Consider the following 25,356-nt stretch of genomic DNA (forward strand, 5'->3'; position numbering starts at 1 on the left):
ACCCTGATTTTCCCATGACTTCTCCCGCCGATTCCCTCGATCCTTCCGCCCGTCCGCCGGGACAAACGGTGCCACCGGACGAGAAGGTGCCGCTGCCAACCAAACTGGCCTTCGGCGCCGGCAGCCTGGTCGACAACCTGACCGGCAACGCGATCCACCAACTCGCGAATCCCGTCTACAATATTGCGCTGGGCGTGAACCCCGCCGTCATCGGCGCGATCCTCGCGGTCGGGCGCCTCCTCGATGCCGTCACGGATCCGTTGATCGGCGGCTTCTCGGACAACTTCCGCTCCCGCTGGGGACGGCGCCGTCCCCTCATTATCGCGGGCGCGTTCCTCACCGGCCCGATCCTGCTGGCGATGTTCTGCTTCCCACGCGGCTGGAGCCCGCTCGCCTACAGCATCTATTTCGGCGCCGCGATGCTGCTGTTCTTTCCCGCCTTCACGCTCTTCTCGGTGCCGTTGAAGGGATTTCAATATGAGCTCACGCGGGATTATCACGAACGCACGCGCGTGTCGGCCGTCGTCGCGTTTCTCATGCCGGTCGGCGGCATTCTCGTCTCCTGGCTGTTCGCCCTGACGCAATACAGTGGTTTCGAGGACACGGTCGAAGGCGCGCGCTACACCGCGGGACTGGTCATGCTGGTCATGATCACCATCGGCATCCTGCCGGCGCTGGCGGCAAAGGAAAAGGAATACATCCACGTCCGCCACCAGCAACGCGTGCCGCTGCTGCGCAACGTCTGGGGCCTGCTGAAAAACCGCCCGCTGCTGCTGCTCTCGATCGCGGGGCTCTCGACGCTGCTCGGCATCTTCACGGTCTACAGCCTCGGGCTGTATCTAAACATCTACTACGTGCACGGCGGCGACCTGAAGCGCGCGTCGATTCTGCACGGTTTCATCACCACCGCCTACCAGGTCGCCAGCATGGTCGCGACGCCGGTCATCGCGTGGGCCGCGACGCGGATCGGAAAACGGCGCACGTTTCTCGCCTGCCTCGGCATCGCGCTGGCGGGCACCGTTTCCAAGCTGTGGTGCTACCAGCCGGCGATGCCGAATCTGATGTTCATCCCGATGGCGCTGATGGGCGTCGGCATGAGCGGATTCTGGGTCCTGCTCGCGTCGATGATGGCGGATGTGACCGATCATGCCGAGCTGTTACAGGGAGTGCGCAACGAGGCCTCCGTCGGGGCGGTGTCCGCCTGGATCACGAAAAGCGGCCTGAGCCTGGCGTTCATGTTTTCCGGGTTCGCGCTGGTCGCCACCGGCTTCGACGAGAAGCTCGGCGGCGCGCAGGCCGCATCGACGATCTTCTGGATGCGCGCGCTGTTCTCACTCGTGCCCGCCCTCGCGCTCCTCGTGGCGATGCTCTGCGTCTGGCGTTATCCGATCACCGAGGAACGCGCCCGCGAAACCCGCCGCACACTGGATGCGCGACGCCAAGCCGCCGCGCCAGGCGGTCCGGCCGCGGCCTGATCACCTCTTTCCCCTCAAGCGCCGCCCGCGCGCTCACCGTTATTCTCATGAACCGCAAACGCCGTTCCTCATTCCTCACTCCCATGCGATTGGCCGCCCGACTCCTTCCTCTTTTCCTGATCACCTTGCCCGCCGGATTCGCCGCGGTGCAACCCGCCGGCGGGGAAAGCGCGCCGCTGTTTCGCGTCACGTTCGATCGTGATTTCTCGGCCGACGCACATGGTCAGAGCCAACCTCGACGCTCGAAAGCGTTGCCGCAGCGTGTAGCCGGCATCGCCGGCGACGGCGCGCGCTTCGCCCCGGGCCAGTCCCTGGTGTATTCGGCGAAACACCACGTGACCGAAGCGGAAGGCACGCTCGCGTTCTGGCTGAAAATCGAAGCCAACACGGGCGCTCCGGTCCGGTTGTTCGGCACTCGTCCGGCAGAGGAATCCGAGGCCGAGGCACTGTCGGTCGAGGTGCATCCCGGCCGTTTCATTCGGCTGAACCTCAACGACGCCAAGCACTCCGTCGTAGATTTCCATGGTCTCGCGACCTGGCGGCCGAGCGAGTGGCATCACGTTGCCATCACCTGGAATCATCGCAAAGGCGGTCTCTTTTTCGTCGATGGTGTGCCGGCGGGAATCAACTGGGTGCGGGCATGGGAGCCTAGCAACGCCGAGGAGTTCGTCCTCGGACCGGGTGCCGACGGCGCGGCGTCCGCGCCGGCCATCGCACTCGACGATTTTCGCATTTATAATCGCGAGTTGTCCGGTGCGGAGGCGCGCGCGCTTTACGCGGAGCATCGCCGGCCCGCGGTGCAGGTCGATTTTCACGACCCCATCCTGCCCGCCGACGTCGCCGGATCGCTCCAGATCGTGCTGCGTAATCCGGGCGACCGCGCCCTGCGCCTCGACGGGCTGCGGTATCGCATCAACAGCGCCCAAGGCCACACGCTGCACAAAGGCGAGCTGCCATCGCGAACCCTCGCCGGGCTCGGCACGAGTCAGCTCGCGATCCCGTTTCCGGCGGCGCCTGCCGGCGACTACCAGCTCCAGCTGACGTATCTCGAGCACGGTACCGAGAAGACGGCGGACGCCAGCGTTTGCCTGATTCCTCCCCACGCGAAGACGGCGGCGCAACCGGAGCGCCTGACGCCATTACGAAAAATCGACGTCGCCGAACAAGCGTCGATTGCGGAGCGCGGCGGCACGACGGTCGTGAAATCCTCTTTTGGCCCTTACCGCGAAGCGGGACCGCACGTGCATGATCGATTTGCGATCGCGTTTGAGGTTCAGGACGTGAACGAACCGCACGTGGCGGTCATCACCTATCCCGACGACAAACCCCGCTCGATGGAGATCTTGCTGCAGAATTTCGGCAGCGACATCGATTTTCAGGCCCACACCGGCGTGATCACCGGCGGCGAATTTCCGCTTTCGCATACGTTGCGCGAGCACCGCGTATTGTTCTGGCCACGCGACCGCCGCCAGGCGTTCACGTTCATGACCGGCGAGGAGGGGCTGCCCGCCGCGGTCTCCAGCATCACGATCAGCCGCCTCGATCGCGCCGGCGTGAGTTCGCGCCTCGGCGAGTTTCACGGCAGCGTGCCCGCGCGTCGCACCGGGCTTTATTACGAAGATCCCGTGCTCTTCCACAGCTTCGGCACCGGCACCGATCGCGATGGCTTCATGCGCGCGACCGACCGTCTCATCGCCTACATGCGCTCCTTTGGGCAAACGGAATTTGAGTATCCGCTGGCTTGGTACGGCGGCCCGCTCTACGGGACGAGCGTGGAGCCCTTCGAGCCGGACATCACTGGCGGTCAGGGCGGCCTGCGTCCGCACCCGCACGGCTATCCCGTTTACCTGATGCAGCGTCTGGCGGAGCAGGATCTGCATTTCAGCGCGGGCCTGCACCTCCACACGCTGCCAAGCCTCGACGCGTATGCGACCACCGACTGGTCACGTATCGATGCCGATCACGACACGGTCATCAACGTCAACAAGGACGGCGACCTCTGGTATGGTTACTGGCATGGTTCGGATCTGAACTACAATCCCGCGGATCCGCGCGTGATGGCGGCGGTGAACGCTATCGTCGATGAAGTGCTCTCGCGTTACGCGGACCAGTCCGCGCTGGACGCGATCACCCTCGTGATTTCGCGGACGAAGATCTACACGTTTGGCTCGCTGGACTCGGGCTACAACGACTCGAACCTGCGTCGCTTTCAACAAGACTCCGGGATCACGATCCCCGTTTACCAACCCGGCGATCCCACGCGTTTCAGCAAAAGCTACACATGGCTCATGACGAATGCCGCCGCGCGCGAGGCATGGATCGACTGGCGCTGCCAGGTCCTCTACCGCCACTACGCGCAGATGGCCGCGCGGATCGCCGCGGCGCGACCCGACCTCAAGCTGAAGCTCAACGTTTTCATTCATCCGTCGCGCAATCATCGGCTCGCCGACTACCTGCACGATTCGGTTCGGGAGCTCATGCGCGAGACGGGGATCGACCCGGAACTCTACCTCAACCACCCGAACATCGTCATCACCCCGACCGTCGTGCCGGCGGACTTTCGCTGGATGCGCCGCTCGCACTATCTGCCGGAACATCCGGGCGTCAGCCGCGGCGCGTTCACGGCACCGGAAGTGCTCGTGCCGCTACGCCACCACTCGCCCGTGCGCGTCACGATCCACGACCGCTATTGGGAGGACGCCATCGGCAAGGAGGCGCCGCTCCAGGGCCTCACCGACATCGGCGTAAAGGAGATGGTGTGGCGCGCGTCGACGCTCAATCCGGGCGGCTTCAACAGCCTCGAACCCTATGTCTTCGCCCTTCGTGACGTCGACGCGACCGAAGTGGTCAAAGGCGGTTACGTGCTGGGCACGCTTGGCATGGAAAAAGAACTGGAGCCATTCGCCCGCGCCTTCGCCGCGCTGCCGGCGACGCGCTTCGATGATGTCGCCGGAGCCGTCGATCCGGTGCGCATCCGTCAGCAGATCGTCGATGGCCGCCGGTATTTCTACGTGCTCAACACGCTGCCCGAACCCGTCGACGTCGCCGTGACGCTCGCCGAACGCGGCGCGCTGCTGGAACCGGCGGAGGGTGCGCGTCACCAGGTTTCCACTACACTTAAACTCCACCTCGCGCCCTATGCGTTGCGCACGTTTGCCAGCGCGTCGCCTTCGCAACGTGTCCTGGGCGCGAAGGCCTCGGTCGATGCGGCCTGGTTGCGGGAGCTCGAGACGCACTACCGGCAGCTGCTGGCGGCGGCCGACGCCGCCGGGGCCGCGGCTCACGATCGCGTGGATTACCTCGAGCTCGCGCGGCGCGCGTGGAATGACCACCACTACTCGCGACTGCATTTCCTCCTGCAGGAGGCCTGGGCGCAGGAACTCGTGCGAACCACCGGCCCGCGGCCTTGAGTTTGAACGCAGGGCGGGACTTTTGACCCGCCCTGCTCGCGGCGGCTCGTCCTACTCCGCCCGCCAGTCCTCGCCGAACTGCGAGAGGTAGGCAGACGCGAGACGGCGGGCGGGCTCGGCTTCCACGCGGGGCTGCTGGGCCACCCGCGACATCCACCGATCGGCCTCCGGCCGGTTGCCCGTGGAGATCGCGTGAAACGCCAGGAAGATCAGCGCCGCCGGATTATCCGGCTCGGCTTCGATGGCGCGCCGCAGATACGCGATTCCCGCCGCCACCTGGCCCCGAGCCACGAGCACATGTGCCGCCTCCACATACGCGGCAGCCTCCGTCGGCCGCAGCTCGATCGATCGCTGCAACTCCGCGAGTGCTTCCTCCATTCGTCCGGATTGCCGGAGCAGCGAACCCCACATGAGCCGCAAACTCGGAGAATCGGGGCAATGCCGCAGACCCGTCTGCAGCGTCCGCGCCGCCGCCTCTTCCTGACGGAGCCCTTTTTGCAACGCACTCAGACGCGCCCACCCGTCCGCAAACTCCGGGAAGCGTCGCGTCATTTCCTCGAGCTCCGCCAGCGCCGCCGGATAGTGGCGCTGATCGGCCTCGAGCGTGACCAGCTGCAGCCGATACGCGACTTCGTTGGGCGCGAGCTCGATCGCCCGCAGCAACAACCGCCGCACTTCGGCCGGGTCGGTCCGCGCGCCCGCTGCGATGGCGATGCGATAAGGATCGAAGCAGAGCTCGACGAGCGCATCGAACCACGGATCCGGCGGCTCGCGGTAGGCGCCGGACGCCTTCATTTGCCCCCGCACGGCTTTCGCGTCCGCGGCGCGGCCGAGTCGTTCATAAACACTGACGATCAGATCGTAACCCAACCGGTAATCGGTCAGCGTAACGATCCGTTCGAGTCGCGGCAAAGCCCGCACCCACTCGCCGGCCTCGAAGTCCAGCCGCACCAAGCCGAGCAGCGCATACGGTTCATCCGGCCAGCGCCGCAGGATTTCGTGATACAACGCCTCCGCGCGCTCCGCCTGGTTGGACTTCAGCCGCGCCTCCGCCAGCCGCAACCACGCCGGCAAATAGTCCGGCGCCTGTTTCACCACGGACTCCCAACGTTCGACCGCGGGCTCGAAGTCCCCGTAACCGGCAAGGATCAGCGCCGCGAGGTGTGGCCAGCGCGGATTCCGCGGCTCCAGCCGCTCCAGGGCGAAGTAGCCGTCCAAAGCCGCTTCGAGATATCCATTCGCGTGATACAGCTGCGCCACTTCCCCCAAACCCGCGAGCGCCGTGCCGCGGCGCTGCGCCCGCTCGGTCGCACTCGCCAGAGTGGCACCCAGCTGCGGTCGATCGGCCGGAAGTGACGGCGCAGCCGGCAGTGCCGCCACCACCTCGCGGCGAACGAGCTCCTGCGGCCACCACCAGGCCACCGTGAGCACGCTCACGGCGAGACCGACGCCAACCGCCGCCAGCAGCAGCTGCGTTTTCGCGGGCGCTTTCATGGTGTTCCGCGTTTCCGCCACAGGAGCAGCCGCTCTAGGTTCTCATACGGCGGGTAGATGTAGAACCCGCCGCTCACGAGCGAGACGTCCCCCGTTCCATCGAAATCGCCCGCGGCGAGCGTGATCTGATCCTTCGGCGCCATCGCGAGCACGCGCGGCTCGAAGTTCATCCGCCCGTCGTTGCGAAACCACATGAGCGAGATGACCTCCCGATCCTTGTTCTGCCAGTCCGCATAGCCGGCCACCGCCAGGACGTCGGTCGCGCCGTCGCCGTCGAGGTCGACGCCCACCGGACTGTAGGCGCCCATGAGGTCACCAATTCTTCGATACCGAAAATTTCCGTCGCCGAGATTTTTCAACCATTGCAACCCATGCCACGGCCGCGGCCCGGGCGTCGCGGCCGGGCCGAAGCCGTCGCCATTCGCGAACAGGATATCCGGGCGTCCGTCGCGATCCAGATCGACCACCGAAAGTCCGCTGCTGCCGTAGTCTTCATTGGCCGAACCCCACAGCCGATGGCGGGAAAACTCGCCGCGGCCGCGATTCGTGAAGAGGTAAACCTCCTCCCATTGCTGCGAGAGATTCGCCACGATATCCGGCAGGCCGTCGCCGTCGAAGTCCGCCACGCCCACGTTGATCGCGCCGGAGAGTTCGAGGAGCACGTGACGGCGAAACTCGAAGGGACCGACGCGTTCGAGCCAGCTGACGTCGCCCTGATCGTAGCCAAACTGCGCGAGCGCGAGGTCGAGCTGGCCGTCACCGTTGAAGTCGGCCGCCCGCACATCCGTCACGCGCGTGGAATGCTCCAGCACGACATGCGACGTGAAGTTCTGTTCGCCGTCGTTCTCGAGGACGAAGACCGCGCCGATTCGGTCGTTGTTGGGAAAAACCTCGCCCATGCTCGCGACCAGCAGATCCGTGTCGCCGTCGCCGTCGATGTCGGCCGCCTCCACACGCACCGGCGCCCGCAGGCCTTGCGCGAGGGTCGCTTCGCGAAAGCGGCCGCGCTCGATCTGACGAAGCCACTGGACCGTGCCGTTGCGGGTGTCGCACGCGAGAATGTCGAGCTTGCCGTCGCGATCGAGATCGAGCGCGTTGACATGTGCGATCCACGGCGGCGACGTCGCCGGCTCTCCCACACGTTCCGATCGCACGTATCCAAGATCCGCCACCGTCGCCGCTTTTCTCGCCGGACGACGCAAGGGTCTTTCGGGCTCGCCGCGATTACAGCCGGCCAAGCCGAGCGAGAGGCCCAGCACGAGCAGCAGCGCCACGATCCGCGATTTTGAACAAGCGCGTCGTCTCGGATTCATATCGGGATCGCACCGCGGCCGACCTTTTCGGGCGTCACTCCAGCGGCGGCAGCGCGGCGTCCATCGCCTCGATGACCAACATCCAGTCCGTGCGTTCGCCGAGCGTCGGCGGCGTGAACGTCGCGTGGCCGAGATTGGGGACCTCGCCACCAGCCTGCAGCTTCCCGGTGCGCGGATCGAACCAAGTCAGGCGGACGGTTTTGCCGCGCACTTTGCCGAGAACGAGTTCGACCGGCCGCGCGTGCGCCACGTAGACGAGCGCGAACTCGTTTTGCCGATCGAGCGCCGCACGAAGGTGATGCGCCCCGTCCGGATTCGGGCCGAACACGATCGATTGGTCCGGCCGGAGCCGCACCCAGGAACGCCGCTCGAACAGCGTGCGCACGTGCCGCATGTCCAGCGCGCCCGGTCGCTCGAGTGCTTCGCGCCAGTCGATCGCGCTTGGAATCGCCGCCGGCTGGCCGCGGCGGTGCATCTGCCAGACCGCGTTGTGCCCGTAAGTGAAACCGGCGCCGCCCGCGAGCAGGTTCCAATACGCGTGCACGCGCACGTCGTAGTCGTCGAAGAATCCGGCGGTAAAATACTCCGGGCTCGCGAGCATTTGCTCCGCGTCCACCACGCCCGCCGGCAGCGGCTCGGGTTCGTCCCAGCGAATGAAATCCCAGAAGCGAATCGCGATGTCCTCATACGGCGGCTCCGCATCCAGGAACGGCCGCCGCGGCTGCAGGAGGCTGAGCTCGGCAGCGTAGCGGTAAACGGGATGAAAGCGCCGGTCATGCCCGCTCTGATACACATTGAAGTCGAGCCAGTCCGCGTTGTGAAACCAGAGCGCGGACGTGTCTTCGCCCGCGGGATGATACGTCATCAGGTGCGCGCCGCCGTCACCTTCTCGCAGTCCCTCTGCCATCGCGTTCCAGGTCTGATAGGCGATGTCCGTCTCGATCGAACGGTCGCCACCGAGCATCCAGATCACGGCGGCGTCGCGGTAACGTTTCCCGAGAAACTGGCCGTAGGCGCCCGCATTCTCGGGCGTGAAAATCGCCGGGCCGTTGCCTGGCCGGGATCCCTTGACCTTGTCGCCCCACGTCGGGAGCAGCGCGATCTGCAGGCCGAGCCGCTCCGCGTCCCGCACGACGAAATCGACGTGCGCGAAATAGTCCTCGTTCGGCCGCCGCGGATCGAGATCGGCGAACGGCACAGCGCCGTAGCGATTCGGAGTCCGCAAGCCGTCGCTCTCGGCGAGGATCACGGCCTGAATCACCGTGAACCCCTGCTCCGCGCGGCGCGCGAGATACTCGCGCGCTTCCTCGCGATCGAGCCGATGAAACAGTTCCCACGCCGTGTCGCCGATCCAGAGAAACGGCTGACCGTCGGCCGTCGTGAAGGTCCGCCGGTCGGCGGCGACGCGAATCGGTCCGGGCGCAGCGCCGGCCGAAGCCAGCGCCACCAGCAACGAGCACCAAAAGAGACGGAGCATCATGAGCGACGAGAGAGGAGTTCGATCCGGCGGACGACGCGGCCGGCGCGCGGGATGAAGACTGAAACGGAAATACCGCCGGCCCGAAACGCCAAACTGCCGGCGGCTGGGGGCCGCCGGCAGGTGCAGTCAAAAGCTGGCTTTAGAACTCCAGCGTATTCGTAATCTCCCACGTTCGTGGCGGCGCGATGCGGAAGGCCGCCGGCGATCCATCCGGTTGCACCGTGATCGGAATCAGCTCGTCGTCGGTGAACGCGTTGCGGACGTTGAACTGGATCCGCCAGTTGATCCGGTTGCCCAGCTTGCGCTGGTAGCCAATCCAGAAGTCGAAGTTTGTCTCCGACGGGCCCATATACGGATTCGCGATATCGAAGTTCAGCTGATTCGGCGTGGAGCCTTCCATCGGACGGTAGCCGATCGCGATCTGATCCTCGTAGCGCACGGCCGCGCCGACGTTGACGCCGCGGAGGAAGCCGCGATCGAAGCCGTAGTTGGTGATGGCGTTGAGGCGCCACTCGCGAAGTTCCGGCACCGCGGTGCCCTCCTGCAGCTTGCGCTGCGCCCACTCCGAGCCGATGGCGCTGTTCCAGCGAATCTCCGCGGTCTGCGCGGTGCTGGCGCCCCACCAGATGCGCAGGTCGCCCACGGGCGTGTTGCTGACCGCGTTCTGATAGGAATCCATGAACTCGGTCAGCGCCGCGCCGCCGATGTTGGAGCGCACGGCCTCGGTCTTGCTGGCGTTGACGGCCACGCGCCAGTTGCGGGTCGGCTGGGCGGCCAGCTCGATTTCATAGCCCTTCGAGACACTGTCCTCGGTGACGGCGAAACCGAGGGGCGTGCTGGAGATCGGCTGCTTGTTGAGGTCGAACGGATCGTAGCCCCACGCCTCGAAAAAGCGCGGATCGACCGTCTTGATCCAGGAATTGAACGCGTCGATGTGGCTGTGCATCAGCGCATCGGCGTCCGCCTGCGTCTGGCCGACGCCCGGGGCGTAGCGGAACGAGCCGGCGCTCGGGTGCGCATAGGGATCGCCCGGCGGACGGTTGGCGAGGGTGTATCCCAGCAGTTGATACTCGAAACGGCGGGCCCACATCGCGGCGAGCGCGATCTCGTTGCCGATGTTGTAGGCGCCGGCGAGCGCGGTGCTCGAACCGTTGGTGACGGTCGTCTCGTATTTGTTCACCCGCAGGCTCCAGCGGCCGTCCTTGGTTTCGATACGGATGCCCTTGTCGACCGTTTCGCCGGAGGGCGGTGCAATCGAATCGTTGAGGAAGTTCACGCGCTGCGACAGCGCCTCGAAGTTACTCGAGTCGTTGTAGAACAGGCTGACGTTGACGGGCCAGCTCGCCATGAGGCGGTCGAGGCCGGGCAGCTGGTTGAGGTGCGCGACGGCCGTCCACGCGTGCGAGGTGACCTGCACGCGATTGCTGTAGTTCTCGGGCAGCCGGTAGGAATTCGCGTTCAGGTTCAACCGGCCCGTGTTCTTGTCGCTCGACGCCGAGTTGATGTTGCGGGTCTCGCCCCAGGATTTGGAAATGTCCTTCCGGACGCCCCAGGTGCCGACGAGCGCGTCGTTCCAGAGATGGCCCTGCCAGACGAACGCCTGGGAGGAAACCTTCTGGCGGCGCAACTCGGCCGACGTCGTGAGCAGCTGGCGGTTGGCGTCGGATTGGTCGGCATCGATGACGTTGTAGGGACGCGTCACCCAGCCGACGTAGTTGGCCGGATTTTCCGATTGGGTGCTGACGAGCGGGCTGCCCGGCGTGCCGATAACGGAGGTGTCGGTCCACGGATCGCCGGGGTTGACGCCCGCAGGCGCTTTCCAGGTGGAGTCGAACACGCGAAGCGTGGCGCCGGGTCCGATCGTGGAGATCTCGGACGGATTCGGGATGTTCGCTCCCGCGGCGCTGTTACGCGTGGCGAGGGACGGCCCGAGGTAGATCACGGTGGCGGGCGTGAGCGTGTTGGTGTTGAACTTCAGCTCGCTCGAGCCGACCGGGCGGTTGAGGGAGGCGACAAACGCGTCGTCCGAGCCGTAGCGCTGCCAGGTGCGCGTATCGACGTTGAACTTATCCTGCGCGAGCAGGCCGGTGACGGTGTGGCGGCCGAGGAGGCGGCGGAGCAGCGTGCTGTCGCGATTCCGCTCGAAGTCGTGCGTGGCGAACGCGGTGACGCGGCCGGACTCGCGCTCGGAGCGCGCTTCGCGGTTGTTGCCGCCCATCCCGTAGATGAAAGGCCGGCCGACGTTCGGATTCGGCGAGCCGTCGGGGAACGTCGTCATCACGTCGATCAGGAGACGCGGCGAGCCGAGCAAGGCTGACTGGCCGCGCGTGACGTTTTCGCGGTTGTAGGTCGCTTCGAGGCCGAGGCGGTCCTGGAAGAACGTCTGCGCGAGGTTGAGGTTGTAGACGCGGAAGTTGGTCCACTCGCGTTTGTTCGCGCCGTCGATCAACTTGTCATAGAAGTTGAAGACCGACGGATCGGTGAGGGTCTTGTCCTTGTAGACACCCCAGGAGTAATACGGCAGTCGCGCCTTCTGCGCGAAATTCGAATACGAGCCGATGGACGAAGCGCGGGCGAACGGAATGCCGGCGACGTTGCGGTCAACGGTGCCGTTAGGCGCGAGGCCGAAATCGCCCTTGGGCTCCCAGAGGAGGCCGTTGAGCGGCGCGGTCGCGGTGCCGTCGAAGTTGAGGGTCGGATTTTCGAAGCGCCATTCGCCCAGCCACGGATTGAAGGCGGCGTTTTCGCCGCTGTAAGGGAACGTGCCAGCGCGCACCTCATCGATCGGACCGCCGTCGGGCAGGCGTCCGAAACGATCGGCGAACTGTGCAAACGAATACGTTTTCTGGTCGGTCGCCTGGAAGGTTTTCGCGGTGCCGTTGGCGCGGTATCCGGTGTAGCTGCCCTCGTAGAACCACGGCGTGAGTTGGTCATACGGCGGCAGCTGGCGCGGGACGTTGCTCCGCACATCGCCGGCCTCGACGTTGGCGCGCACGATCGTGCGGGCGCCGGCGCGCTTGAGGAACTTGGGCTCCCAGCGCGTGGCGGCGTAAACGCGCTTCTGGCGGCTGAACGCCGGCTCCTGCTGGAAGCGCTTGTCGTCGTGCAGACCGGCCACGCGCAACGCGAGCTCCTGCGGCAGGAGGACGCGGTTCACGTTGATGCTCCCGCGAACGCTGTCGTGGCTGCCGTAGGTCGCGGTGATCTGCGTCGAATTCTTGAACTTCGCCCCACTCGTGCGCGCGTTGATGATGCCGGCCGGTTTACCCTGGCCGAAGAGGATCGAGTTGGGCCCGCGCTGCAGATCGATGCCGTCGATGTTGTAGCCGTCCCACGGGATATCCGTGAGGAAGAAGTCGCGGGTGTTGTCCGCCGCAGAGAGGCCGCGCACACGGGTGTTGTTGTTGGGATTGCCGAAGTGGCTCGACTCGTCGAGCACCGCGCCATCGCCCACGCCGGCGTAGTTGCCCTGGATGCCGCCGACCTCGGTGTTGGTCGTGTATTGCAGGAGGGACGCGTTATCCGTGGCGCCGAGGTCGCGCAGCATCTGCGGCGTGATGACCGAGACGGCATTGCCGATGTCGCGCAACTTCGTGTTGAGGCGGTTGCCCGCGAGGGTCGCCTCGGCGAAATAACCGCCATCCTCCTGCTCCGCCGAAACCTCGAAAGGCGACAGCACAACGACCTCGTCGGGCGACTCCGACTCCTCTTGGCGCGCTTCAACGCGCTGAGCCCAGCTGGTGCCGGGCCCGCAAATCATCGTAATCGCCGCCAAAAGCGCGGTTTTACGGTGTGTTAGGTATTTCATAGTGGGGTGGGTAACCGGGCGCAGCCGGAAATCGGGCTTGCCAGCGAGCGCTAGTCGCGCCTCCGCCTCCGGGAAACCAAACCGGGGTAGCGGCACGCGATCGCGCATTTGATAGCTTTATTGTTTATCCTTACTGAACGATTTCCAGATTGACCGTTCACGGGCCGTTCGTCGGTGCATTCTCCTGCAGTGTCAAACGAAAAGCCGTTTTATGCGTAAATCATACGATCATATGCTTTGTCTTGTTTATTAACTCTAAACATTTAAAACCGGAGATCGGCACCCATTTTGGGGCAACATTGCGGTTAACCCGACTCGCGGCGCAGAGGATGCCGCGAGCGCGAAACGCACGGCCACACGGTGGCGCTCGCCAGTTCCAACTCCATCCCCGCAGATCCGCGCGCCGCGTCGCTACGTGCCGCCACGACCCGAAAAGCAATGCGGCCGGCATCACCGGCAGGATCCGCCGATCGTCGCTATTAGCTCAACACCGCGGGATCGTGCGGGCGCTCAGGCCGGTGCGGGGTAAAACCCGTGCCGCTCGGCCAAGATCAGGCACTCGGCCACAGGACGAACCCCTTCCGAACACGTCGGGTGCCGCAGCGAACTCGCGGCGGCGCACACCCCGAGCCGCAGGCATTCGCTCATCGGCCAGCCTTCGTGCCAGCCGTGCAGCACGCCCGCCGCCAAGGCATCGCCCGCGCCCGACGCGCCCGCGATCTCCGCCGCCGGCAGGCGCACGCTCGATTGCCAGTGCCCGGCACCCTCCGCCGACGCCGCGTAGCACGCTTCCGGAAAATGCATGATCACCCACCCGCGCACGCCTTGACGCAACAGCGCCTGCGCCGCCGCGCCGACCGCCGTCGCATCGATCACCCCGTCATGGCGCAGACTCAGGCCCGTCAACTTCTCCGCTTCGAAATCGTTGGCGAACAGCAGATCGACCTCCGGCAACACCGGCAGGATCACGCGACGAAACCGGTCGCTCGACTCGCTCACGCAATCGACCGACGTGCTCAATCCCGCCGCGCGCGCCCGCGCCAGCACCTCCGCCGCGCGCGGCCGGTCGTTTTCCAGCTGATCGAGCCGGTCGAGCAGCAGCAAATAACCCAGATGAAAGTGTCGCGCGGTCGTCGTCGTGAAATCGAAATGCTCCGGCCCGAGCAGCGCATTCGCCCCGCGCTGGTGGAAAAACGTCCGCCGTCCGCCCTCCTTCACCGTCATCACGTCCGTGTAACTCGTCGCGACGCCCGCCATCGCCGTGAGCCCCGCCGTATCGATGCGGTTCGCCGCGCAATCCGCGCGAATCGCATCGCCATCCGCGTCGTCACCCACCAGCCCGACGCCCGCGAGCGGATACCCGGCACCGAGACGCGAGAGCGCCTTGAGCACGTTGTAGGGCGATCCGCCGTTGCTCGACGTCTGCTGCAGGATCGAGACGAGCGTGTCCTGCGCCGGCCAGGAATCGATCACCTTCACGTGATCTATGATCCAGTTTCCTCCGGCGACGATGCCCTTTCGACCGCTCATGACGCGACCGGCGACGGCAAACTCACCACGGCACGATCGGCGTGCGACGCGAGCGCCGCGGCCCAAATTTCGTGCGACGCGACCGCTTCGTCCGGCGTCGCGCAACCGAAACGTCCTTCGAGGACGCCCGCCCGTTCCGCCAAGAACGCCGCCCACATCTGCATCAAGATGTCCGGAAACCCCGGCTCGAAGATTCCGCCGGTGATGGTCTTGAACGGCACGCCGAAACCGAGGTCCGTCTTCTCCCACCACTGCTCCTTGTCGCGGCGATAGGTCCAGAGCGTCTTCGGCTCTTTCGTGGAAAAACGCGCGCCGCGATCCGTGCCGAGCACCTCGAGATACCACGTGTTCGTCTCCGTCGGGGCCATGCGTTTCATCTCGAGCGTCATCGGGACGTCGGCGCCCGACACGTCCACGGACGTGTGAACGATCGCGTTGTCCCACGTATCGCACGGCGCCACGCCGCCTTTCCCGTCCGGGCGCTCGCGATAGATTTTCTGCAACTGGGCGTGCACGTGGCGCGGCCGCCAGCCGAGTCGCAGCGGCACGTGCGCGACATGCATCCCGAGATCGCCCATCACGCCGATCTCGCCGCAAAACTGATTCTGCCGTTTCCAGTTGATCGGCTTGTTCGGATCGAGATCGCTCGAGTGCAGGAAGCCCGCGCGGATCTCGAGCAACTGACCAAGCCCGCCGGCTTGCACGAGTTGCATGAGGCGCTGCACGCCCGGCAGAAAAGGAAACTCCGACGACACGCGCACAAAACGGCCGAGTCGCGCCGCTTCGTCGCGGATCCGGCGCGCCGCCGCGAGATCGATCCCGAACGGCTTCTCGGCCAGCAGGTCCTTTCCCGCCCGCAGCACGTCGAGGTAAATGGGCTCGTGCAGGTGATGCGGGACGGCGACGTAAACGACATCGACGTCCGCCGACGCGAGCAATTCGCGATGGCTCGCCGTGAGCAGCGTCACCGACGGAATCTGGCGGAACCACTCGAGCAACGCCGGCTGCAGATCGCACACCGCGGTGAGCTCCGCGCGCACGGGGAAATTCTCCAATGCGAACCAGCGGCCAAAGGCTGAAGCGGCTTCGCGGCCCATGAGGCCACCGCCGATGATGCCGACGCGAACGGGGACTTGAGAGCTCATCTTGGTCACGCGAGAAGTTTGAGCGCTTCTTTCGGAGACAAGCCGTCGTGCACGACGGCCATGAGCGCGCGGGTGATCTTGGTGGGGGCGCGATGCTGGATGATATTGCGCCCGTAAACGATCCCCGCGGCGCCCTGCTCGAGGAGTGCGGCCGTGCGGGTGAGGATTTCCTCCTCGGAAGCCTTGCTGCCGCCGCGCACCAGCACCGGCACGCCGCCGGCGGTGCGAACGACTTCGTGGTAAACGGAAACGTCATCGGTCGGATCCGCCTTGATGATGTCCGCCCCGAGCTCGACGGCCTGACGCACGAGCGGAACGATCTTGGCCGGATCGCCGTCCACCATGTAACCGCCCGCCTGCTCGTTGGGTCGGAACACGAGCGGTTCGATCATCAACGGCATCGCGTAGTGATCGCACTGCGGCTTCAACGTGAGAATGTTTTGGATACACTGCTCGGTGACTTCCGGCTGGCCGGGGATGGCGAAGAGGTTCACGACGACGCACGCCGCGTCGAGGCGCACCGCCTGCAGCGCCGGTTCGGCGATGATGTGGGAAAACAATGTGCGCGGCAGCTGGCGGCCGTAAACATTGGCGACGTCGGTGCGCAGCACGAGTGCCGGACGGGCCCGCACTGGCAGGCCTTGCAGATGACGCGCCTGGCCGGTCGTGAGTTGAATAGCGTCAGGCGCGGCCTCGACCAGCGCCTTAACGACCTCCGGCAAGTCTTCGATGCCGGCAAGGAAGGACGCTTCGTTGAAGAAGCCATGATCGATCGCGACGTCGAAGCAGCGCCGCGTGGCGGGGTTGAAAAGTCGATTCAGACGGGCGGTTTTCATGGAAGTAGTTTCTACGACGGAAAAGGCGCAGGGAACGGCGGAGAATCTCACCCCTTCGCTCCGACTTTGGCACTCTCTACGACGCTTCGTATAAATGCCATCCCTTCCCGTCGACGTCACGCGCGACGCGACGGGCGTCGCCAGCCCGCGCGCTGGCGATACTCCGCCGCCGTGATGCCCATGTGTCGGCGGAAAACGCGCGAGAAATAGAGCGGGTCCGCGAATCCCAGCGCATACGCGATCTCCGCGATGCTCTCGCTCGAATGTCCGAAACGCTCGCACGCTTTTTGCAGCCGCAGCCGCGTCAGAAACTCCATCGGGCTGCAGTTCATCTGGCGCTTGAACGTCGCACTGTAGTGCGGCACCGACAAATGTGCCACGCCCGCCAGTTCATCCAACGTGATCGCCCGCGTCAGCTGCTCGCGCATGAACCGGATCGTCCGCAACACGCGGTCCTCCGCCTGCCGACGTCGCGGATTCGCCGGGCGCTGCAGCGTGCGACACAGCCCGAGCAGTCGCGCAAACGAGGTGCTCAGCCCGATCAGATCCGCATCCGTGTAGCCGCCGAGCACATGGCGGTAACACTCCTCAAACGCCTCGATCACCACATCGACGTCATGGATCGCAAACTTCCCGCAACGCCCGGCTCCGCCCACGAGGCGTGCGAACTCCGGCGCCCACGCGCCCACGAAATGAAACCAGATTAACGTCCATGGGTTGTCCACATCGGCCGTGTAATCGTGCGGCTTGCCCGGCGGCAGCAACACGCCCTCGCTGCCGCGGAGCGTCCAGCCCGTGCCGTCGAGATGTCCGCGGCCCGCACCATTAAGACAAAGGATGAGGATGTGCTCCGGCGTGCCGCGAGCACGCGAGACGTGGTGGCCGCGCACGTGATCGAAACGCCCGGTGTGCGTGACGCACAATCCGCGACACCCCGGCAGCATCTGCGCGCGTCGCAGCACCGCTGGCGGCAGAATCGCCAGCCGCTCGCCCGGAAACCCATCGGCCATGCGGGCCGACGCCGCCGCGGGCTTCGCTTTCATGCCATAAAATCGTCCATGGCATTCAGGGAAACCTCCATTCCTTCCGGCGCCAGTTAAATATAGGATGTCCGCGTCTCACCGGGAGCCGCCCCGCCCTAACCCACTCCTCTCCGTCGAGCCTGCCGCTTATGAGCTTTCCCCCTGCAGTCGCCCCTTCGGCCAGTGAACCCGCCGCTTCGTTCAATCGCATTTACCTTTGGACTGTCTCGCTGGTGGCCGCGCTCGGCGGACTTTTGTTCGGCTACGATTGGGTCGTGATCGGCGGCGCGGCGAAGTTTTACGAAGCGCATTTTCATCTGGCCGAGACCGCGGTCGTTGCGGGCGACGCGAGCGTGCTCGAGCGCTTGTGGAGCAACGTGATCTCGCCGATCGGCTGGGCGCAGAGTTGCGCGTTGCTGGGCTGCCTCGTCGGCGCGCTCGTGTCGGGCGTGCTGAGCGATCGCTACGGCCGCAAACCGATGTTGCTGATCGCCGGCGCGAACTTCGCGATCGCCTCGATCGGCAATGCGATGGCGGACAGTTTCACCACGTTCGTCGTTTGGCGGATCCTCAGCGGGGTCAGCATCGGGCTCGCGTCGAACATCTCGCCGATGTATATCTCCGAGCTCGCGCCCGCCCGGATCCGCGGACTGCTGGTCGCCGTCAACCAGCTCACCATCGTGCTCGGCGTTCTCGGCGCCCAGGCCGTCAACTGGCTGATCGCCGACCCCGTCCCCGCCGGCATCGACGCAACCGCGTTTCTTGCCACCTGGAATGTCCACACCGGCTGGCGCTGGATGTTCGCCGCCTGCGCGGTGCCGTCGCTCGTGTTTTTCGTCAGCGCCTGGTTCGTCCCCGAAAGTCCGCGCTGGCTCGCGTCGCGCGGACGCCACGATCGCGCGCGGGCGATTCTTACCCGCATCGGTGGCGCGCCGTATGCCTCGGCCGCACTGCAGGCGATCGAAACCGGCCACGGGTCCGGCTTCGCCGACGCGCGCGTGCGCTTCAGCGATCTCTTCGCGCCTGGCCTCCGACGCGTGCTCGTGCTGGGCGTCGTGCTCGCCGTTTTCCAGCAGTGGTGCGGGATCAACGTGATCTTCAATTACGCCGGCGAGATCTTCCAACGCGCCGGCTACGACCTGAACGACACGCTCACCAGCATCGTGATGACCGGCATCGTTAACCTGGTGTTCACGGTCGTCGCGCTCGCGGCGGTCGACCGGCTCGGACGCAAGCCGCTGATGCTGTTCGGCGCCGCCGCCCTGACCGGACTGTATTTGACGATCGGTTTTTGTTTCCAGCAGAAGGGCGCCGGCGCCGCGGTCCCGAATTCCGTGTTTCTCGTGCTCGTGCTCTCCGCGATCGCGAGCTACGCGATGTCGTTGGCGCCGGTCACGTGGGTCGTTATCTCCGAGATTTTTCCGAACCGCATCCGCGGCACCGCGATGTCGTTCGCGGTCGGCTGCCTGTGGATCGCGTGTTTTCTCCTCACGTATACGTTTCCGATTTTCAACTCCCTTCTCGGTCCGCACGTGACCTTCTGGATCTACGCCGGCATCTGCGGCGCGGGGTTTGTATTCATCCTTCGACGCCTGCCCGAAACCAAGGGCCGCACGCTCGAGCAGATCGAGCAGCACCTCACCTCCTGAGCGCGTCGCGTCGCCATCCCGTCCTTCCACCTTTTTTATCATGAGTGTAGTCGCCCGTCTCGAATCCCTGACTTTGCCCACGTATCCGGTCGGCCGCCCGGAAAAGAACCCGGTGTTCTTCGAACGCCGCGTCTACCAGGGCTCCAACGGCAAGGTCTATCCCGTGCCATTCATCGACAAGGTTTACGACGAGCCCCGGCCCGTGACCTACCGTTCCGCGCATTTGGAAAACGAATACGTCCGGTTGGTCATGCTGCCGGAGATCGGCGGCCGCATCCTCATCGGTCAGGACAAGGCCAATCGCGACTACGACTTCTTTTACCGGCAGGATGTGATCAAGCCGGCGCTCGTTGCCCTGGCGGGCCCGTGGATTTCGGGCGGCGTGGAGTTCAATTGGCCGCAGCATCATCGCCCCAGCACGTTCATGCCCGCCGACTGCTTCATCGAGGAGGAGGCCGACGGCGCGCGCACGATCTGGTTTTCCGAGCACGATCCGCTCAATCGTCTCAAGGGCATGCACGGCTTGCGCCTGCGTCCGGGCAGCTCGCTGATCGAGCTGCGCGCGCGGCTCTTCAACCGCACGCCGTTCACGCAAACGTTCCTCTGGTGGGCCAATGTCGCCGCACGCGTCCACGACCGCTACGAAAGTTTCTTTCCGGCCGACGTGCACTATGTCGCCGATCACGCGGTGCGCGCGCAAACCGCATTTCCGCTCGCGGACGGTCCCTATTACGGCGTGCCGTATCACCGCCGGCCCGGCGCGAACCATCTCGCGTGGTACAAAAACATTCCGGTGCCGACTAGTTACATGATCTGCGAGACCGCCTTCGATTTCTTCGGCGGCTACGATCATGCGGCCGGCGGCGGCTTCGTCCACGTCGCCGACCGCCATATCGCACCGGGCAAGAAGCAATGGACCTGGGGCAATCACCCGTTCGGCTGGGCCTGGGATCGCGAGCTCACGGATAACGGCGGCCCGTATGTCGAACTGATGGCGGGCGTCTACACCGACAACCAGCCGGACTTCTCCTATCTGCTGCCTTACGAGACGAAAACGTTTTCCCAGTTCTGGTGGCCGATCCAGCAAACCGGCCCGGTCCAAAACGCCAACACCCGCGCTGCGCTGCGGCTCGCCGTGCGCGACGATCGCCGCCTCGATCTCGGCGTGCTGGTATCGGCGCCGATCGAATCCGCGCGCGTCGTCCTCACCGAAGGTGACATGGTCCGGATGGACGAACGCGTTTCGCTGCGGCCCGGCGCCGCCTGGTTGCGCTCCGATCTCCGACTGCAGGGCGACCGCGCATCCGCGCTCACGCTGCGCCTGCTCGACGCCGAGGACACCGAAATCCTCTCCTATCAACCCCCGCCGGAAAACGTGCCTCACGTGCGCGCCCGCCCCGTGGCGACCGAGCCCGTTGCGCCGGAGGAAGCGCGGAGCGCCGACGAGCTCTATCTGATCGGCGAGCATCTCGAACAATACCGTCATCCCACGCGAAATCCCGAGCTCTACTGGCGTGAAGCGCTGCGGCGCGATCCCGGCGATGCCCGCAGTCATCTCGCGCTCGGCCGTCGCGAATTGAAACGCGGCCGGTTCGACGCCGCCGCGGAACACCTCGCCGCCGCCATCGCCCGACTGACCACCTGGCATCCGAATCCCGTCACCGGCGAGGCCCACTATCATCTCGGTCTCACGCGGCGGTATCAGCAGCGGCACGACGAAGCCTACGGACTTTTTTCCAAGGCCGCGTGGAATTACGAATGGCGCGCCGCGGCGCACTACGAGCTCGCGACGCTCGATTGCCGCCGCCAGCGCTGGGCGGACGCGCTCGCCCACCTCGACGCCGCCGCCCAGACGAATCAGGGCAACAACAAGCTCTTCGTGCTCCGCGCCGTCGTGCTCCGGCGCCTCGGTCGCACCGGCGACGCGGCGCAGGTCCTCTCGAACCTCCTCGCCGTCGATCCGCTGGACCACTGGGCCCGCTGCGAGGCCTCGCTGCTCGGCCAGCCCGATGCCGAGATGCGTTTCCTGGAACTCTCGCGCAACGACGCGCAAACCGCGCTCGACCTCGCTTTCGATTACGCCGACGCCGGCTTCGTGGCCGACGCGATTGGCGTGCTCGAGCGGCACCGCCGCAATCCCGTCGCGCCGGTCGCCGTGCCCAATCCCCTCGAGCGTTCGCAGAGCGTCCTCTACACGCTCGCCTGGCTGCACGCCGAACGCGGCGAGACCGCCACGGCCGCTGCGCTCCTCACGGAGGCCCGCACGCAGGCTCCGGATTACTTCTTCCCCTCGCGGCTGCACGAACACCGGGTGCTGGCCTGGGCGACCGCCCAGCCCGGCGCCGACCCGCTCGCCGGCTTCGCGCTGGGCAACTTCTATTACGATCTCAAGCGGCACGAAGAGGCGATCGCCGCGTGGGAGCGCGCCGTGCAGGAGCGACCGGCCTTCGCCACCGCGTGGCGCAACCTCGGCGTGGCGTATTGGAACCGGCACCACGACGCCGTCCGCGCGCGCGACGCCTACGTGAAGGCACTCGCCGCCGACCCGGCCGACGCGCGACTCGTTTACGAATTCGATCAACTGCGGAAAAAGCTCAACGAATCCCTCGCCGAACGACTCGCGTTTCTCGAGCAGCACGAAGCGCTCGTCGCCACCCGCGACGACGCCTCGGTCGAGATCGCGACGCTTTACAATCTCCTCGACCGGCCCGATCGCGCGCTCGTCTGGCTCACAGGCCGTCGCTTCCACCCGTGGGAGGGCGGCGAGGGCGCGGTGCTGCGGCAATACTCCGCGGCCTGCCTGCGACTCGGGCAGCGTGCGCTCGCCGCAGGCGCACCGGAGGAGGCGCTGCGTCATTTCGAACGCGTCCTGAATCCGCCGGAGACGCTCGGCGAGACCGCGCATCTGCTGCAGGCGCGGGCCGACGTGAACACCTGGCTGGGCCGGGCGCACCGCGCCGCCGGGCGCGAAGACGAAGCCCGTCGTCATTTCGAGCTCAGCGCCGCCGAGGAAAACGACTTCTCCGGCACCGCCGTCACCGCGCACAGCCCGCTCAGCTACTACCGCGGCTGGTCCCTGCGCGAGCTGGGACGCGAGGCCGATGCGCGCGCGCTCTTCGCCGACCTCAAGCGCTTCGGCGAGGAAGGCCTGCGCCGCCCCGCGCGTATCGATTATTTCGCGACGTCGCTGCCGGACCTGCTCGTGTTCGACGAGGACCTGCAGACGCGACGCGACGCCGAGCACCATCTGTTGATCGCGCTCGGCTGCCACGGACTCGGCGATATCGCCGGAGCCCGCACGCATCTTGGGCAGACGCTCGCGTTCACCCAATGCGACGCCCACGCGCTCGACCTGCGCCGAAACCTCGAGACGGGACCTGCCGCCGGCTAAGCTCATTCCCATGAACCTGCTCAAGTCGCTCGGCGTCTTCCTGGGCCTCGCGGTCTCCGCCGTTGCCGCCCCGTCGATCATCGATCTCGCCGGCGACTGGCAGGTCTGCCTTGAACCTCCGGCGGCGGCGAACGCGACGTGGCATTCCATTCGGTTGCCGGGCACGTTGACCGATGCGGGCCTGGGCGAACCGTTGCAGAAAAAACCCGATCTGACGCTCGCCACCCTGGCGCACTTGCAGGCGAAGTTCAGCCACATCGGGCCGGCGTGGTATCGGCGCGAGATCGCGATTCCGTCCGAATGGGCAGGCCGCCGCATCCGGCTCGAACTCGAGCGCGTGCTCTGGGAATCGCAGGTGTGGGTTGACGGGCGCGAGGCGGGGCGCGCGGACAGCCTTGTCGCGCCGCATATCCACGACTTATCTCCCTGGCTTCCGCCCGGCCGCCACGAGTTGCTCGTGAGAATCGACAACCGCGAGATCCATCCCGGGTTGAGTCACCGCGCGAAGGAATACTCCGACGCGGCCGATTCCTACCTCGCACACGCCTATACCAATCACACGCAAACGATTTGGAACGGGATGCTCGGCGCGCTGCGTCTGCGCGCGGACGAGGCGGCCGCGATCGAGCGGCTCGCGGTTTTCCCGCGTCGTCGTCCCCACGCCGGACTCCGCGTCGTCGGCGAACTCGCGGCGCCGGCTGCCAATGGCGCGGCCATGCCGCTGCGTTTCGTCCTGCGCGATGCCCACGGGGCCGCGCTCGCCGAACGCGTCGAGACCCTCGGCGCGGGCGGGACGGCTAAGTTCGATTTCGAATGGGAGCTGCCCGCTGGAGTGGACGTGCAATCGTGGAACGAGTTTTCGCCGGTGCTCTATCGACTGGAAGTCGCACGCGCCAAGGACGACGCGACGCCGACGGTCGTACGGTTCGGTTTCCGCGAGTTGACGGCAGACGACGGGGAATTGCGTCTCGACGGTCGCCGAATCTTCCTGCGCGGCACACTCGAATGTGCCGTGTATCCGCTAACTGGTTACCCGCCGACCGACGTGGCGGAGTGGCGGCGGATCCTCGCTCGTGCTCGCGAATGGGGCCTCAACCACCTGCGGTTTCATTCGTGGTGTCCGCCGGAGGCGGCGTTCGCCGCGGCCGATGAACTCGGCATTTATCTCCAGGTCGAGCTGCCGCACTGGAGCCTCGAAGCGGGGCGCAATCCAGCGACGTGGACGTTCCTGCAGGCCGAGGCCGGGCGCATCCTTGAGGCGTATGGCAACCATCCCTCGTTCCTGTTGTTGTCGCTCGGAAACGAATTGCAGGGGGACCTGCCGGCGCTGAACGCGTTCGTCCGACAGTTGCGCGCGCGCGACGACCGCCGGCTCTACACTGCGACGACCTTCACGTTCGAAAAAGGTCACGGCCGCGAGCCGGAGCCCGACGACCAATTTTTCGTGACGCAGTACACGACCGACGGCTGGGTGCGCGGTCAGGGAATTTTCAACGAAGTCGCGCCGGCGTTTGACCGCGACTACCACGAGGCGGCCAAAGGCGTTCGCGTTCCGTTGATCTCCCACGAGATCGGTCAATATGCCATCTATCCGGACCTGCGGGAGATCGAGCGCTACACCGGCAATCTCGTGCCACTGAACTTCGTCGCTATCCGCGACGACCTCGCGCGCAAGGGGCTGCTCGAACTGGCGCCGCGGTTCACGTCCGCGAGCGGGCGCTTCGCGGCACTGCTCTACAAGGAGGAGATCGAGCGCGCCCTCCGCACGCGCGAACTGGACGGCTTCCAGCTGCTCGGGCTCCAGGATTTTCCCGGCCAGGGCACGGCGCTTGTCGGGCTGCTCAACGCATTCTGGGAGTCGAAGGATATTTTAACCGCCGACCGGTTTCGCGAGTTTTGCGGGCCGCTCGTGCCGCTGGCGCGTTTTCCCCGCGCGGTCTATGAGCGCGGCGAGATTTTCCGCGCACAACTGGAGCTGGCGAATTTCGAGCGCGCGCTCGCGTCGGTCGCGCTGCACTGGATCGTGCGCAATGGCGAGGGCCGCACGATCGCGAGCGGCGCTTGCGCACCGACGGATTTCCCGGTTGGCGACGTCACGAGGGCCGGAGAAATCGCGGTGCCGATTCCGCTCACCGGCGGCGCGGAACGCTGGGAGCTTGAGGTCACGGCGCCGTCCACCGGCGCGCGCAACCGCTGGAACCTCTGGGTGTATCCAACGGCTGGAAACACGCTCCCGAGCGACGGGCGCGTGGTGACGACGTGGGCGGACGCACAGCGCGCGCTCGCGGCGGGCGAGCGGGTGTTGTTCAATCCACCGGTGGAGAAAATCGCCGGGATTTCCGGACGTTTCGTGCCCGTGTTCTGGAGCCCGGTGCATTTTCCGGATCAGCCCGGCACAATGGGCCTGCTGTGCGATCCGCAACATCCGGCGCTGCGCGATTTTCCTACGGAGACGCATTCGGACTGGCAGTGGTGGGATCCGGTCCTGCGTTCGCGCAGCGTCGCGATTGACGCGCTGCCAGTGCGACCGATCGTGCGCGCCATCGATAATTTCAAACGCAACCACTCGCTCGCGGTCATTTTCGAGGCGCAGGTCGGCCCCGGCCGGCTGCTCTTCTGCGCCACCGACGTGACGAACGACCTCGATCGCCGGCCCGTTGCCCGCCAACTCCGCACCAGCCTGCTGCGCTATCTCCGTAGCGCGGATTTCGCCCCGACCGCATCGCTCTCACCGGCACAGCTCGAATCGTTGCAGGAGAAAAACGAGCTTGGGCGTTGAGCGGCTGGTCGCGTCGCCCATCAC

General features: G+C 65.8%; 13 protein-coding genes. 5 read left to right on the forward strand and 8 right to left on the reverse strand.

The genetic code is table 11. The features are described from left to right. The first annotated feature begins 14 nt into the window (after positions 1-14). Together AC6RV7_RS01895 and AC6RV7_RS01900 are read left to right on the forward strand one after the other, a co-directional pair. On the forward strand, positions 15-1,475 hold the full coding sequence (locus AC6RV7_RS01895; RefSeq protein WP_500092201.1) for an MFS transporter: 1,461 nt from the start codon (positions 15-17) through the stop codon (positions 1,473-1,475). An 83-nt stretch (positions 1,476-1,558) separates the two neighbouring features. Then, positions 1,559-4,885: a LamG domain-containing protein gene (locus tag AC6RV7_RS01900; RefSeq protein WP_500092202.1), complete on the forward strand. Its 3,327-nt coding sequence runs from the start codon at positions 1,559-1,561 to the stop codon at positions 4,883-4,885. A 51-nt stretch (positions 4,886-4,936) separates the two neighbouring features. Here AC6RV7_RS01900 and AC6RV7_RS01905 read toward each other — a convergent pair whose 3' ends face one another. The 8 genes from AC6RV7_RS01905 to AC6RV7_RS01940 form a co-directional block, all read right to left on the reverse strand. Next, entirely contained in the window at positions 4,937-6,379 is a 1,443-nt protein-coding gene (locus tag AC6RV7_RS01905) for a tetratricopeptide repeat protein (protein ID WP_500092203.1), read from the reverse strand. Next, a complete protein-coding gene (locus tag AC6RV7_RS01910; RefSeq protein WP_500092204.1) occupies positions 6,376-7,653 on the reverse strand; it encodes an FG-GAP repeat domain-containing protein in 1,278 nt (425 codons plus the stop codon). The genes AC6RV7_RS01905 and AC6RV7_RS01910 overlap by 4 nt, the downstream gene beginning before the upstream one ends. Before the next feature lie 73 nt (positions 7,654-7,726). Further along, entirely contained in the window at positions 7,727-9,172 is a 1,446-nt protein-coding gene (locus AC6RV7_RS01915) for a glycoside hydrolase family 140 protein (protein WP_500092205.1), read from the reverse strand. A gap of 139 nt (positions 9,173-9,311) precedes the next feature. Next, entirely contained in the window at positions 9,312-12,980 is a 3,669-nt protein-coding gene (locus AC6RV7_RS01920) for a TonB-dependent receptor plug domain-containing protein (RefSeq protein ID WP_500092206.1), read from the reverse strand. A 510-nt stretch (positions 12,981-13,490) separates the two neighbouring features. Beyond that, positions 13,491-14,510: a carbohydrate kinase family protein gene (locus tag AC6RV7_RS01925; protein ID WP_500092207.1), complete on the reverse strand. Its 1,020-nt coding sequence runs from the start codon at positions 14,508-14,510 to the stop codon at positions 13,491-13,493. Beyond that, positions 14,507-15,655, reverse strand: a complete 1,149-nt coding sequence (locus AC6RV7_RS01930) for a Gfo/Idh/MocA family protein (protein ID WP_500092208.1) — start codon at positions 15,653-15,655, stop codon at positions 14,507-14,509. The genes AC6RV7_RS01925 and AC6RV7_RS01930 overlap by 4 nt, the downstream gene beginning before the upstream one ends. 5 nt (positions 15,656-15,660) lie before the next feature. Then, entirely contained in the window at positions 15,661-16,491 is an 831-nt protein-coding gene (locus tag AC6RV7_RS01935; RefSeq protein ID WP_500092209.1) for a class I fructose-bisphosphate aldolase, read from the reverse strand. A gap of 116 nt (positions 16,492-16,607) precedes the next feature. After that, complete coding sequence (locus AC6RV7_RS01940) at positions 16,608-17,534, reverse strand: helix-turn-helix domain-containing protein (protein WP_500092210.1); 927 nt, start codon at positions 17,532-17,534, stop codon at positions 16,608-16,610. A gap of 128 nt (positions 17,535-17,662) precedes the next feature. Here AC6RV7_RS01940 and AC6RV7_RS01945 point away from each other — a divergent pair, with 128 nt between their 5' ends. The 3 genes from AC6RV7_RS01945 to AC6RV7_RS01955 are packed head-to-tail and all read left to right on the forward strand — an operon-like array spanning position 17,663 to position 25,332. Further along, complete coding sequence (locus tag AC6RV7_RS01945; RefSeq protein ID WP_500092211.1) at positions 17,663-19,162, forward strand: sugar porter family MFS transporter; 1,500 nt, start codon at positions 17,663-17,665, stop codon at positions 19,160-19,162. A gap of 40 nt (positions 19,163-19,202) precedes the next feature. Continuing rightward, a complete protein-coding gene (locus tag AC6RV7_RS01950) occupies positions 19,203-22,553 on the forward strand; it encodes a DUF5107 domain-containing protein (RefSeq protein ID WP_500092212.1) in 3,351 nt (1,116 codons plus the stop codon). Between the two features lie 10 nt (positions 22,554-22,563). Next, positions 22,564-25,332, forward strand: a complete 2,769-nt coding sequence (locus tag AC6RV7_RS01955; protein WP_500092213.1) for a DUF8487 domain-containing protein — start codon at positions 22,564-22,566, stop codon at positions 25,330-25,332. The last annotated feature ends 24 nt before the right edge of the window (positions 25,333-25,356 follow it).

Source organism: Opitutus sp. sgz309028, from assembly GCF_059821195.1.